The 12720-nt window shown below is 60.6% G+C and carries 9 protein-coding genes and 2 tRNA genes; 7 read left to right on the top strand and 4 right to left on the bottom strand.

Translation table 11 applies throughout. The features are described from left to right. Positions 1-211: 211 nt before the first annotated feature. From EI969_RS27770 to EI969_RS27760, 3 genes are all read left to right on the top strand, one after another. A complete protein-coding gene (locus tag EI969_RS27770; protein ID WP_008048076.1) occupies positions 212-1399 on the top strand; it encodes an ATP phosphoribosyltransferase regulatory subunit in 1188 nt (395 codons plus the stop codon). A gap of 54 nt (positions 1400-1453) precedes the next feature. Then, positions 1454-2743 carry an adenylosuccinate synthase gene (locus EI969_RS27765; protein ID WP_160390520.1) on the top strand — a complete coding sequence of 430 codons (1290 nt, stop codon included), beginning with the start codon at positions 1454-1456 and terminating at the stop codon, positions 2741-2743. Positions 2744-2881: 138 nt separating this feature from the next. Further along, positions 2882-4816: a methyl-accepting chemotaxis protein gene (locus tag EI969_RS27760; RefSeq protein WP_160390519.1), complete on the top strand. Its 1935-nt coding sequence runs from the start codon at positions 2882-2884 to the stop codon at positions 4814-4816. Between the two features lie 119 nt (positions 4817-4935). Here EI969_RS27760 and EI969_RS27755 read toward each other — a convergent pair whose 3' ends face one another. The 4 genes from EI969_RS27755 to EI969_RS27740 form a co-directional block, all read right to left on the bottom strand. Then, positions 4936-6492 (bottom strand): iron ABC transporter permease, encoded by a 1557-nt coding sequence (locus tag EI969_RS27755; RefSeq protein WP_160390518.1) that lies wholly within the window; start codon positions 6490-6492, stop codon positions 4936-4938. Next, entirely contained in the window at positions 6492-7502 is a 1011-nt protein-coding gene (locus tag EI969_RS27750; protein ID WP_160390517.1) for an extracellular solute-binding protein, read from the bottom strand. The genes EI969_RS27755 and EI969_RS27750 overlap by 1 nt, the downstream gene beginning before the upstream one ends. Before the next feature lie 274 nt (positions 7503-7776). Next, a tRNA-Leu gene (locus tag EI969_RS27745) sits at positions 7777-7863 on the bottom strand. A gap of 168 nt (positions 7864-8031) precedes the next feature. Continuing rightward, a tRNA-Leu gene (locus tag EI969_RS27740) sits at positions 8032-8118 on the bottom strand. 224 nt (positions 8119-8342) lie between these two features. Between EI969_RS27740 and rnr the strand changes: the two genes are divergently transcribed. From rnr to rpsR, 4 genes are all read left to right on the top strand, one after another. Further along, positions 8343-10979 (top strand): ribonuclease R, encoded by a 2637-nt coding sequence (rnr, locus tag EI969_RS27735; RefSeq protein ID WP_160390516.1) that lies wholly within the window; start codon positions 8343-8345, stop codon positions 10977-10979. After that, on the top strand, positions 10976-11743 hold the full coding sequence (gene rlmB, locus EI969_RS27730; protein ID WP_160390515.1) for a 23S rRNA (guanosine(2251)-2'-O)-methyltransferase RlmB: 768 nt from the start codon (positions 10976-10978) through the stop codon (positions 11741-11743). Before rnr ends, rlmB begins: the two co-directional genes overlap by 4 nt. A gap of 283 nt (positions 11744-12026) precedes the next feature. Beyond that, a complete protein-coding gene (gene rpsF, locus EI969_RS27725; RefSeq protein ID WP_003217491.1) occupies positions 12027-12449 on the top strand; it encodes a 30S ribosomal protein S6 in 423 nt (140 codons plus the stop codon). A gap of 28 nt (positions 12450-12477) precedes the next feature. Further along, positions 12478-12708: a 30S ribosomal protein S18 gene (rpsR, locus tag EI969_RS27720; RefSeq protein ID WP_002551829.1), complete on the top strand. Its 231-nt coding sequence runs from the start codon at positions 12478-12480 to the stop codon at positions 12706-12708. Positions 12709-12720: the final 12 nt, after the last annotated feature.

Genomic DNA, 12720 nt, shown 5'->3' with positions numbered 1-12720 from the left:
GGCTTTTTTGCGTCTGCATGTTTGATTGCGGTTTTTAAGCAGATGCCGGGCCGACTGGCTCGACAGTTTTTCGAGGAAAGTGGTCAGCGAAGCCGGTAGAAGGGCTTTTCGCTCCGTCGCTCATGCGCGTGGATTGTGCATGGGCCGATCATTTTCTGCTTCACTCAAGGCTCGCCGACAGGCTGGCTGCCCGGATATAGGGGAAGGCGTAATGGCAACGGTAGACCGCTGGCTTCTGCCAGATGGCATCGAAGAAGTACTGCCACCGGAAGCTGCGCGTATTGAAGTCGCGCGTCGTCAGGTGTTGGATCTGTTCCAGAGCTGGGGTTACGAGTTTGTCGTGACTCCCCATATCGAGTACCTGGAATCCCTGCTGACCGGCGCGGGCCAGGACCTGGATCTGCGCACCTTCAAGGTCATCGATCCGCAATCGGGTCGGCAGATGGGTTTTCGTGCCGACATCACGCCGCAAGTGGCGCGCATCGATGCGCACACCCTGCGCCGCGAAGGTCCGAGCCGCCTGTGCTATGCCGGTAGCGTGCTGCATGCCCAGCCTCGCGCCTTGTCATCCTCGCGCAGTCCGATTCAACTGGGCGCCGAGTTGTATGGCGACGGCAGCCCGAGCAGCGACGTCGAAGTCATCAGCCTGATGCTGGCCATGCTGCAACTGGCCGATGTGCCGGATGTGCACATGGACCTCGGCCATGTCGGCATCTACCGTGGCCTGGCCCGTGCGGCCGGTTTGTCCGGTGAAGTCGAGCAGCAGTTGTTCGATGCCTTGCAACGCAAGGCCATCGATGAGGTCATTACCTTGACCGAAGGCTTGCCTGCCGATCTGTCGGGCATGCTGCGTGCGTTGGTCGATCTGTGTGGCGGTCGTGAAGTATTGAGCGCTGCCCGTGAGCGCCTGGCCAAGGCGCCGGCTCCTGTTCTGGCAGCGCTGGACGACTTGCTGGCGATTGCCGAGCGTCTGTCCGTGCGCTTCCCTGAACTGCCGCTGTACTTCGACCTCGGCGAGCTGCGTGGCTACCACTACCACACCGGCGTGGTGTTTGCCGTGTTCGTGCCGGGTGTCGGCCAGTCCATAGCCCAGGGCGGTCGTTACGACGACATCGGCGCCGACTTCGGTCGTGCCCGTCCGGCAACCGGCTTCTCCACCGATTTGAAAACCCTGGTGACCCTGGGGCGTGCTGAGATCGAGCTACCGTCTGGCGGTATCTGGATGCCTGACAGTACGGATGCGGCACTCTGGCAGCAGGTTTGCCAGTTGCGCAGTGAGGGTCAGCGTGTCGTTCAGGCCTTGCCTGGACAACCTTTGGCCGCCGCCCGTGAAGCGGACTGCGACCGGCAATTGATTCAGCAGAACGGGCTTTGGCAAGTATCGCCACTGGCTTCTTGAGTTTTCCCGCCGGCTGCCGCCGGCACCAAGTTTGCGCGAATGAGGACAAGTGTTATGGGTAAGAATGTCGTAGTCCTGGGCACCCAATGGGGTGATGAGGGCAAAGGCAAGATCGTTGATCTGCTGACCGAACATGCTGCCGCCGTAGTGCGCTACCAAGGTGGCCACAACGCTGGCCACACCCTGGTGATCGACGGCGAAAAAACTGTCTTGCACCTGATCCCGTCGGGCGTGCTGCGCGAAGGCGTGCAGTGCCTGATCGGCAACGGCGTGGTGGTTGCACCTGACGCCCTGCTGCGCGAGATCACCAAGCTGGAAGAGAAAGGCGTACCGGTGCGCGAGCGCCTGCGTATCAGCCCGTCCTGCCCGCTGATCCTGTCTTTCCACGTAGCGCTGGACCAGGCCCGTGAAAAGGCCCGTGGCGAGCTGAAGATCGGTACCACCGGTCGCGGCATCGGCCCGGCGTACGAAGACAAGGTTGCACGTCGTGGCCTGCGTGTGGGCGACCTGCTCAACATGCCGCGCTTTGAAGACAAACTGCGTGAACTGGTGGATTACCACAACTTCATGCTGGTGGGTTACTACAAAGAGCCGGCCATCGACTTCGACAAGACCCTGGCCGAATGCAAGGAATACGCTGAGCTGCTCAAGCCGCTGATGCTGGACGTGACTGCCGAGCTGCACGACCTGCGTCGCGCTGGCAAAGACATCATGTTCGAAGGCGCCCAAGGCTCCCTGCTGGACATCGACCACGGCACCTACCCGTACGTGACCAGCTCCAACACCACCGCTGGCGGCGTTGCTACCGGTTCGGGCGTTGGCCCGATGTTCCTGGACTACATCCTGGGCATCACCAAGGCTTACACCACCCGCGTAGGTTCGGGTCCGTTCCCGACTGAGTTGTTCGACGAAGTCGGCGCGCACCTGGCCAAGCAAGGTCATGAGTTCGGCGCGACCACCGGCCGTGCTCGTCGTTGTGGCTGGTTCGACGCCGTTATCCTGCGTCGCGCTATCGATGTGAACAGCATTTCGGGCATCTGCCTGACCAAGCTGGACGTACTCGACGGTCTGGAAGCCATCAACATCTGCGTCGGCTACAAGGATGCAGAGGGCAATGACGTTGCCCCGACTGACGCCGACAGCTACGTGGGCCTGCAGCCTGTGTACGAAGAAGTGCCGGGCTGGACCGAGTCGACCGTGGGTGCCAAAACCCTGGAAGAGCTGCCAGCTAACGCCCGTGCTTACATCAAGCGCGTCGAAGAGCTGATCGGCGCGCCGATCGACATTATCTCGACGGGCCCGGACCGCAACGAAACCATCGTTCTGCGTCATCCGTTTGCTTGATAAGTCGTTGATGTAAAACACAAAGGCCCCTTAATCGGGGCCTTTGTCGTTTATGCCTGTCGAACGGCATGACCTTTGCTGTAAATATTCTCAAAAGAATGCCATCAAATTAATGGCGTCCAAGTAGAGGGATTCACAGTGTCGGCCGTTCTCTCACTGTTACAAAGCCGTTTGTTGCGGCCCGTGTTCGTTACCTTGGGTATCGCCCTTTTGGTGCAGGTGCTGGTGGCTGTTGCTCTGACCCGGAGCACGGTGACTGCGCTGGAAGCCGATCTCGGCCTGCGTCTGGGGGCGGACAGCCAAAAGCTCTCTGCCGAGCTCGAGCAGGCCGGGCGCGAAGTCACGTCCAGTCTGGACAGCCTCTCTACCAGTACGCGCCAGCGCCTCACGGCCGGTTTGTCCTCGCGCCTTGAAGAAGAACAGGCGCAATTGCGTTCGACCCTGGAAAAGGACCTGAAGGACTCCGCCAATGATATGGCGCAGCTTCTGGCTTCGGTCGCACCCCGCGCCATGTGGGACAACGACGTTCCGACACTGTCCGAATTCGCCCGCCGGGCCCAGCGCAATCCCAATGTGCTGTTCGTGGTGTATGACGACGCCACCGGTCAGCACCTGACGCGCTATCTCAATCGGGAAAACCCGATCAACAAGGCGTTGCTGGAAAAAGGCCAGGGCGAGCGGGCGCTCGACAAGGTGCTGGATGCGGCGAAGAACGATCCTTCGGTTTTCTACATCGAGGCCTCGATCAACCCCAATGGCGTGGAAATCGGCAAAGTCCTGATGGGGGTCTCGACTGCTTCGGTGGAGACTGATCTCGCAGCCCTCGACAAGCGCTTCTCGGCCCTGATCGCCAGCAGCGATCAACTGGTCGGCGACAGCCTCAAGGGCGCAGCAGCCGACAGTGCAACGGCCATGCGTGCGCGCCTGCAGTCAGCGCAGGCCACCGCGGCAGAAATGAAAGCCAACACTACCAGCACCGTCCAGGAAGCCGCCGCGACATTGCGCTGGCGCATCGGCGTGTGCCTGGCCGTGGTGGGGTTTGGTGTCCTGCTGTTGCTGGCGGTGGTGCTCGGTCGTCGAGTGGTCAATCGCTTGAAAATGCTGATTGTTGCCATGGATGACCTGGCGGCGGGCGAGGGCGATCTGACCAAGCGCGTGCAGATCAGCAGCAAGGACGAAATCGGCGACATGGCCTCGGCGGTCAATCGCTTTGTGGATAAGTTGCAGCCGATCGTGCGCGAGGCGGGCGATGTGGCTCAGCGTACCGGTGTGGAGATCGGCGCCATGACCTTGCGCAACGCCGGTGCGGATGCGGCGGCGGGCATGCAGCGCGACGAGGTGGCGGAGAGTTTGCGAGCGCTGTCGCAAATGGCGGATGAGGCGCAGTCGGAAAGCCACGCCATGCAGGCGGCGCTGAAGCAGGTGGTGGACATTCGCCAGGCCACCGATGAAAACACCCGGACCTCGGCGAAGGTCGGCAGCCTGATCGAGGAGCTGGCGGGTCAGGTCAACACCGGGGCTCAAGTCATCGAGCGCCTGGCGCAACAAAGTGAGCAGATCGAGGTGGTGCTGACGGTGATTCACGGCATCGCCGAGCAGACCAACCTGCTGGCGCTCAACGCGGCGATCGAGGCGGCGCGTGCCGGCGAGACCGGGCGCGGCTTTGCCGTGGTGGCGGATGAGGTGCGGGCGCTGGCGAGCAAGACGCAGAGCTCCACCGGTGATATTCAGGCGCACATCGTGGCGCTGCAGCAAGGCGCGCGTGAAGCGGTGGCGGCAATCGGTCAGGCCGGGCGCCAGGCCAATGAGGGGTTGCTGGTGCTGCGTGACAGTGCGCGGTTGCAGCAGTCGGTGCAGGCGTCCGTCGAGCAGGTCCATGCGGCGATCGGTCTGGCTACCCAGGCTGCGGCGCATCAGGCGCAGGGCGCGCAGGCAGTGCGCGGGCGGGTCCAGACCATCCACGCCCAGGCCGAAAAAGCTGCGCAGGCAGTCGTGGAGACCACGGCGAGCGGCAAGGTGCTCGATGGTCTGGCGGCGCAGCTGAAGGCGAGCCTGGGGCAGTTCAGGGCGTAAGGTGTTGGCGCATCTGACGCCATCGCGGGCAAGCCCGCTCCCACAGGGATAACTGTCGTGCACAAATTATGTGTTCACAGAGGAACATTGTGGGAGCGGGCTTGCCCGCGATAGTGATTTCAGCGACTCAGATACATCCGCGTCGTCAGCAAATAGACCGGCAACCCCGACACCACTATCAACAACGCCGCATAAGGCGCCGCCGCCGCAAACTCCACGTTCGCGGTATGCGCCCAGACTTCCGTTGCCAGTGTATTGAGCCCGGTTGGACTCAACAGCAAGGTCGCCGTCAGTTCCTTCATCGCATCCAGAAAAACCAGGGCAAAAGCCGCTCCCAGCGCCGGGAAAATAATCGGCAGCGTCACTCGGCAGAAGGCACTGAACGACGAGGCGCCCAACGTGCGTGCCGCCTCCTCAAGCTGCGGCGCAGCCTTGTTCAGGGCGGTGCGAATCGGCGCCTGGGCCAGCGGCAGAAACAGCAGGGCATAGGCGATCAGCAGCAAGGTGGACGTCTGGTAAAGCATCGGCACGTAGTGCAGGGCGAAATACACCAGGGTCAGCGCAATGACCAACCCCGGCAACGCATGCAGCAGATACGGCAGGCGCTCGGCCCAGATCGCCAGTTGGCCTTTGTAGCGCACGACCAGCAGGCCGACCGGCACCGCCAGCACCAGGCACAGTGCGGCGCCACCCAGTGACAGTGCGAGGGAGGACAGCAGGGCTTCGCCGATTGCCACCATGGGAAAGGCTGCCGACGATCCTACAGCCAGCCAGTAGGCCAGCATGCCCAGCGGAATCCCGCTGCCAACGACTGCCAGCAGCAGGCAGTAGAGCTGTCCCGCCACGGCCCACGGCCCCAGTTGCACCTGTTCCGCGCGTCGCGCCGCACCCTGGCCGGTGCGCACGTGCCGACCCTTGCCGCGCACGCGCAGCTCCAGCCACAGCAGCGTCAGGCACAACATCAGCAGTACGGCGGAGAGCATCGCTGCATTGGCATTGCTGAACTCCAGCTCGAACTGCTGATAGATCGCCGTGGTGAAGGTTTGCAGGCCGATGATCGACAGGGCGCCGAACTCCACCAGCATGTGCAGGGCAATCAGCAACGAACCGGCGAGAAGTGATGGCCAGAGCAGGGGCAGGGTGACCTTGAAGAATACGCCCCAGCGGTTCTGCCCCAGCGTGCGCGCGGACTCTTCGAGGGACGGGTCAAGGTTGCGCAGCGTTGCCGCCACGGGCAGGAAAATCAGCGGGTATTTGGACAGGCTCATCACCAGGATGGCCCCGCCAAGGCCCTCGAAATGAGCGCTGAGGGATACCCACGTGAAGCTGCTGACAAAGGCGGGAACGGCGAATGGCAAGCAGAGGATTACGCCCCACAATCGTCGGCCCGCCAGGTTGCTGCGCTCCAGCAACCAGGCCAGCGACAGGCCGATTACCCCACAAGCCACGGTGACGCCAATCATCAATGCCAGTGTGTTGCGCAGCAAGCCGAACACATAAGGTCGCCACAGCAAATGCAGTGCTTGTGCCCAGCCTGCTTGCCAGGCCTTCAGGCCGACATACAGCAGAGGCAGGAGGCTGAGCGCCACCAGCAACAACACGGGCAAGATCAGCCATATGGACGGCCGCTTGCGCCGCGGCGCGTACGTGTGATGCGGGGACGGTGAGGCAGCCATCAATTCAGGCCAACGTCACGTTCCAGGTCCAGCGCTTCTTCGGCGTTGCCGAGGTCGGCAGGCGTGACTTTCGGTGCTTCCAGTTCGCTGAATGGCTTGAGCCCGCGATCCGATGCCATGCCTTTGTGCAGCGGGTATTCGGCGGTGGTCTGGGTGATCACGCGCTGGCCTTCCTCGCTGGCCATGTAGGCGAGCAATTGCTGGGCTTCTTTTGGGTGTTTGCTGGATTTGAGCACCGCAGCGCTGGAAACCGTGATGAGTCCGCCGACGTCGCCGCCAGTGAAGTAGTGCAGCTTCGAATCGAGCTGGCCTTTTTCACGCTGCAGGGCGAACCAGTAGTAGTTGTTGACGAGTACCGTAGCCACTTCGCCATTTTCCACGGCTTTCAATGCAACCATGTTGTTGCTGTAGGTCTTGCCGAATGCGCGCAGGCCGGTCAGCCATTCTTCGGCGGCGTCCATGCCGTGGACCTTGATGATCGCCACCGCTTGTTCCTGGAAAGCGCCGCTGGTAGGCACGAAGCCGACCTTGCCTTGCCATTTCGGATCGGCGAACTCCATCACCGAGGTCGGCAGGTCTTTTTCATCGATCAGCTTGGGGTTGAACGCAACGACGCGCACCCGGGCGGTCACGCCAATCCAGGTGCCGTTACTGGCGACGTATTCCTTGGGCAGAACGGCCAGCGTGGCGTCATCCGTCTTGGCCAGCAGGCCTTGCTCGCCCAGTTTATTCAGTGGCGGCGACTCTTCGGTGTAGATCACGTCGGCGGGGGAGCGATCGCCTTCTTCGACGACCTGGCTGGCGAGCTGGTTGCTGCTGCCTTTGCGCACATTGACGTGGATGCCGGTCTTGGCTTCGAAGGCTTTGGCGACTGCGTCACCGACTTCTTTGTGCTGACCGTTGTAGAGGGTCAGGGACACCGGGTCGGCGGCTTGGGTGAGGGGAGTGGCGAGTGCCAGGCCGAGCAGGGTAACGGTCAAGCCACGGCGCAGGGTATTTCGAAACATCATTCGCAGGGTTCCTCACTGTCACATTGCAAAAACTTGCAACAATGATAAACGATATTGTTTCTCAAATGCCTCGATAAATCCTGTAGGAGCGAGCCTGCTCGCGATGGGCGTGAACGATGACGCGTGCTGACTGAAAAAATGCGTTGTTTGAAGGTTCTTCGCGAGCAAGCTCGCTCCTACAGAGGGGGGTGTGCTGTTTTTTAGAAGGCAGAAACGCAAAAACCCGCTTTCGCGGGTTTTTGTGAAACTCAAGGTCGTAACCTTGAATTTGAATTGGTGCCCAGAAGAAGACTCGAACTTCCACGACCTTGCGGTCACCAGCACCTGAAGCTGGCGTGTCTACCAATTTCACCATCTGGGCATTCATCGTAAGCGTTGCCGCTGTTGATGTGGCGCACTATACGGAGAGCATTTTGATCTGTAAACCCCTGATTTTAAAAATTAATAAACCAGCGGCCGAAAATGCAAAAACCCGCTTTCGCGGGTTTTTGTGTGAGCCTTGAAATTGATCTAATCTCAAGCTCGAAATTGGTGCCCAGAAGAAGACTCGAACTTCCACGACCTTGCGGTCACCAGCACCTGAAGCTGGCGTGTCTACCAATTTCACCATCTGGGCAGTATCGGCAACGTTGCCGTCGTCGATGGCGCGCACTATACGGAGCGTCTTTTTAACTGTAAACCCCCAGCATCAAAAAAACCTGGAAAATTTCGCCAGTGGTCTTCAAATCAGCTTTGCAGTGTCGATAAAGGGCTTTAGAAGGGCTCCCTTAGCCTGAAATTTCCCGTTTCATTACGCCTATGCCAAACTAACCCGCATATAGACAAGGTGAAAACTCTCTAATGGCCGATTGGCAGTCCCTCGATCCCGAGGCCGCTCGTGAAGCGGAAAAATATGAAAACCCCATTCCTAGCCGCGAACTGATCCTTCAGCATCTTGCTGATCGAGGTTCGCCCGCTAACCGCGAGCAACTGGTCGAAGAGTTTGGTCTGACCACTGAAGACCAGATCGAAGCCCTGCGCCGCCGCCTGCGCGCCATGGAGCGCGATGCTCAACTCATCTACACCCGTCGCGGCACTTATGCGCCGGTGGACAAGCTCGACCTGATCCTGGGCCGCATCAGCGGTCACCGCGACGGTTTCGGCTTCCTGGTGCCGGACGACGGCAGTGACGACCTGTTCATGAGCCCGGCGCAGATGCGTCTGGTGTTCGACGGTGACCGTGCCCTGGCGCGTGTTTCCGGTCTGGATCGTCGTGGTCGCCGTGAAGGCATGATCGTCGAAGTGGTGTCTCGCGCTCACGAAACGATCGTCGGTCGCTACTTCGAAGAGGGCGGCATCGGCTTCGTGGTTGCCGATAACCCGAAAATCCAGCAGGAAGTGCTGGTGACGCCGGGCCGCAATGCCAACGCGCAGATCGGTCAGTTCGTTGAAGTGAAGATCACTCACTGGCCGACGCCACGCTTCCAGCCGCAAGGCGACGTGGTTGAAGTCGTGGGCAACTACATGGCGCCGGGCATGGAAATCGACGTCGCCCTGCGTACCTATGACATTCCTCACGTCTGGCCTGACGCCGTGCTCAAGGAAGCCGGCAAGCTCAAGCCGGAAGTCGAAGAGAAAGACAAAGAGAAGCGCATCGACCTGCGTCATCTGCCGTTCGTCACCATCGACGGCGAAGATGCTCGCGACTTCGATGACGCGGTGTACTGCGAAGCCCGTCCGGGCAAGCTGCGCCTGTTCTCGGGTGGCTGGAAGCTGTACGTGGCGATTGCCGACGTATCCAGTTATGTGAAGCTCGGTTCGGCGCTGGATGCTGAAGCGCAGGTTCGCGGTAACTCGGTGTACTTCCCTGAGCGCGTAATTCCGATGCTGCCTGAGCAGCTGTCCAACGGCCTGTGCTCGCTGAATCCACAAGTCGATCGTCTGGCTATGGTTTGCGAGATGACCATCTCCAAATCCGGCGAAATGACTGACTACTGCTTCTACGAAGCAGTGATTCACTCCCATGCCCGCCTGACCTACAACAAGGTCAGCGCGATGCTGGAAACGCCGAAAGCTACCGAAGGGCGCAAGCTGCGCGGCGAGTACACCGACGTGGTACCGCACCTCAAGCAGCTGTACTCGCTGTACAAGGTGTTGCTGGCGGCACGTCACGTGCGTGGCGCGATCGATTTCGAAACTCAGGAAACCCGGATCATTTTCGGTACCGAGCGCAAAATCGCCGAAATCCGTCCGACCGTGCGCAACGATGCGCACAAGCTGATCGAGGAATGCATGCTGGCGGCCAACGTGGCCACCGCCGAGTTCCTGAAGAAGCACGAAATCCCTGCGCTCTACCGCGTTCACGACGGTCCGCCGCCGGAGCGTCTGGAAAAGCTGCGCGCCTTCCTCGGCGAGCTCGGCCTGTCCCTGCACAAAGGCAAGGACGGTCCGTCGCCGAAGGATTACCAAGCATTGCTGGCCGGTATCAAGGATCGTCCGGATTTCCACCTGATCCAGACCGTCATGCTGCGCTCGTTGAGCCAGGCGGTGTACAGCGCCGATAACCAGGGCCACTTCGGCCTGAATTACGAGGCGTACACGCACTTCACTTCGCCGATCCGCCGCTACCCGGACTTGCTCACGCACCGGGCGATTCGCAGTGTGATCCATTCGAAGCAGAACACACCGCACGTTCGCCGTGCCGGCGCGATGACCATTCCGAAAGCGCGCATTTATCCGTACGACGAAGCGGCTCTGGAGCAGCTCGGCGAGCAGTGCTCGATGAGCGAGCGCCGTGCCGACGAAGCGACCCGCGACGTGGTGAACTGGCTCAAGTGCGAGTTCATGAAAGATCGCGTGGGCGAGTCGTTCCCGGGCGTGATCACCGCGGTGACCGGTTTTGGCCTGTTCGTCGAGCTGACCGATATCTACGTCGAGGGCCTGGTGCACGTCACCGCGCTGCCGGGCGATTACTACCACTTCGATCCTGTGCACCACCGCCTGGCCGGTGAGCGTACCGGTCGCAGCTTCCGCCTTGGCGACACCGTTGAAGTGCGGGTCATGCGCGTCGATCTCGACGAGCGCAAGATCGACTTCGAGATGGCCGAAACAACCATCAGCGCGCCGATCGGTCGCAAGAAGCGTGGCACTGAAACCGCAGCACCTGCCGCGTCTTCCAAAAAATCGGAAGCAGAGCCGGCCCCGGCGAAAACCGGTCGTCGTCCTGCCAAGGAAAAGGCTGTCGAAGCCTATCGCCCGAGCGATGCGGCGGCGAAAAATGCCGAAGTGCGCAAGAGTCGTGAAATGAAACAGGCGTTGCTGGCCGGTGCGAAAAGCGGCGGTAAAGCGGCGTCTGGGGGAAAGACCAGTCGGTCGACGCCTGAGAAGGCCGTCGGCGGCAAGCCAGCCAAACCGAGCAAACATCGTAAAGGTCCGCCAAAAGCGGGCTCGGCTCCAGCCAAGAGTGGCGGGGCGCGTAAACCTAAGGCCAAGCCATGAGTCAGTTGGAAAAGATCTACGGCGTACATGCTGTAGAGGCGTTGTTGCGTCATCACCCGAAACGCGTGAAGCAGATCTGGCTGGCCGAAGGTCGCAATGACCCTCGGGTCCAGACGCTGATCGAGCTGGCCAACGAAAACCGGGTCCAGGTCGGCCAGGCCGAGCGCCGCGAAATGGACGCCTGGGTTGAAGGCGTGCACCAGGGTGTGGTCGCGGACGTGAGTCCGAGCCAGGTCTGGGGCGAGGCGATGCTCGACGAGTTGCTCGATCGCACCGACGGCGCGCCGTTGTTGCTGGTGCTCGACGGTGTGACCGATCCGCACAACCTTGGCGCTTGCCTGCGTTCGGCTGATGCGGCGGGTGCGCTGGCAGTGATCGTGCCGAAGGACAAGTCGGCGACGCTGACGCCGGTTGTGCGAAAAATCGCCTGCGGCGCGGCGGAAGTGATTCCGCTGGTTGCCGTGACCAACCTGGCGCGCACCCTGGAAAAACTCCAGCAGCGCGGCTTGTGGGTTGTCGGTACGGCTGGCGAGGCTGAGGTCAGCCTGTATGACCAGGACCTGACCGGCCCGACCATCCTGATCATGGGTGCCGAAGGCAAAGGCATGCGTCGCCTGACCCGCGAACATTGCGACTACCTGGTGAACCTGCCGATGGGGGGGAGCGTCAGCAGTCTCAACGTTTCTGTTGCAACCGGTGTCTGCCTGTTCGAAGCGCAGCGTCAGCGCAGTGTCAAAGCCAAGGCTGCTGCCAAGAAGCCCTGATCCAGCCTGTAGGAGCCGGCTTGCTGGCGATCCATGCACCTCGGTGTGTCTGACATACCCAATCGCATCGATCGCCAGCAAGCCGGCTCCAACGGGGTGTGGTAAATGGCGGCTGCTCAATTAATCACCAATTACCTTGCGCCTCCTTCGCCCCTTCTCTACAATTGCGCCCCTTGCTGTGACGGCAGGCATTCATGTGCCTTACCCACGCAAGTCCATAAGTGTCATTCACTCCTTGTCTGACCGCTTTTGAGCGGCAGGCTACAACCCGTAAGGAGCATTCATGCGTCATTACGAAATCATCTTTTTGGTCCACCCGGATCAAAGCGAGCAAGTCGGCGGCATGGTTGAGCGTTACACCAAGCTGATCGAAGAAGACGGCGGCAAAATCCACCGTCTGGAAGATTGGGGCCGTCGTCAACTGGCCTACGCAATCAACAATGTTCACAAGGCTCACTACGTGATGCTGAACGTTGAGTGCACTGGCAAGGCCCTGGCCGAGCTGGAAGACAACTTCCGCTACAACGATGCAGTGATCCGTAACCTGGTCATCCGTCGCGAAGAAGCCGTTACCGGCCAATCCGAGATGCTCAAGGCTGAAGAAAACCGCAGTGAGCGCCGTGAGCGTCGCGACCGTCCTGAGCACGAAGGCGCTGAAAGCGCTGACAGTGATGACAGCGACAACAGCGATAACGCTGACGAGTAATCCACGGACCTTTTAAGGAGCCTATCAAATGGCACGTTTCTTCCGTCGTCGTAAATTCTGCCGCTTCACCGCTGAAGACGTGAAAGAGATCGATTACAAAGATCTCAACACTCTGAAAGCCTACGTATCCGAGACCGGCAAAATCGTTCCAAGCCGCATCACCGGTACCAAAGCTCGTTATCAGCGTCAGCTGGCCACCGCTATCAAGCGCGCCCGCTTCCTGGCCCTGCTGGCCTACACCGACAGCCACGGCCGCTGAGACCGGGCAGTC

It is taken from the genome of Pseudomonas sp. PB101, from assembly GCF_009764265.1.
Lineage (GTDB): Bacteria > Pseudomonadota > Gammaproteobacteria > Pseudomonadales > Pseudomonadaceae > Aquipseudomonas.
Note: the sequence above shows the minus strand (reverse complement) of the source record. Positions and strands in the feature narration are given on the sequence as shown.

Bases quoted from the DNA above. Each gene is read 5' to 3' on its own strand.
- EI969_RS27765 (WP_160390520.1), top strand. From the start codon at position 1,454: ATGGGTAAGAATGTCGTAGTCCTGGGCACCCAATGGGGTGATGAGGGC.
- rpsR (WP_002551829.1), top strand. From the start codon at position 12,478: ATGGCACGTTTCTTCCGTCGTCGTAAATTCTGCCGCTTCACCGCTGAA.
- EI969_RS27770 (WP_008048076.1), top strand. From the start codon at position 212: ATGGCAACGGTAGACCGCTGGCTTCTGCCAGATGGCATCGAAGAAGTA.
- EI969_RS27750 (WP_160390517.1), bottom strand. From the start codon at position 7,502: ATGATGTTTCGAAATACCCTGCGCCGTGGCTTGACCGTTACCCTGCTC.
- rnr (WP_160390516.1), top strand. From the start codon at position 8,343: ATGGCCGATTGGCAGTCCCTCGATCCCGAGGCCGCTCGTGAAGCGGAA.
- rpsF (WP_003217491.1), top strand. From the start codon at position 12,027: ATGCGTCATTACGAAATCATCTTTTTGGTCCACCCGGATCAAAGCGAG.
- EI969_RS27755 (WP_160390518.1), bottom strand. From the start codon at position 6,492: ATGGCTGCCTCACCGTCCCCGCATCACACGTACGCGCCGCGGCGCAAG.
- rlmB (WP_160390515.1), top strand. From the start codon at position 10,976: ATGAGTCAGTTGGAAAAGATCTACGGCGTACATGCTGTAGAGGCGTTG.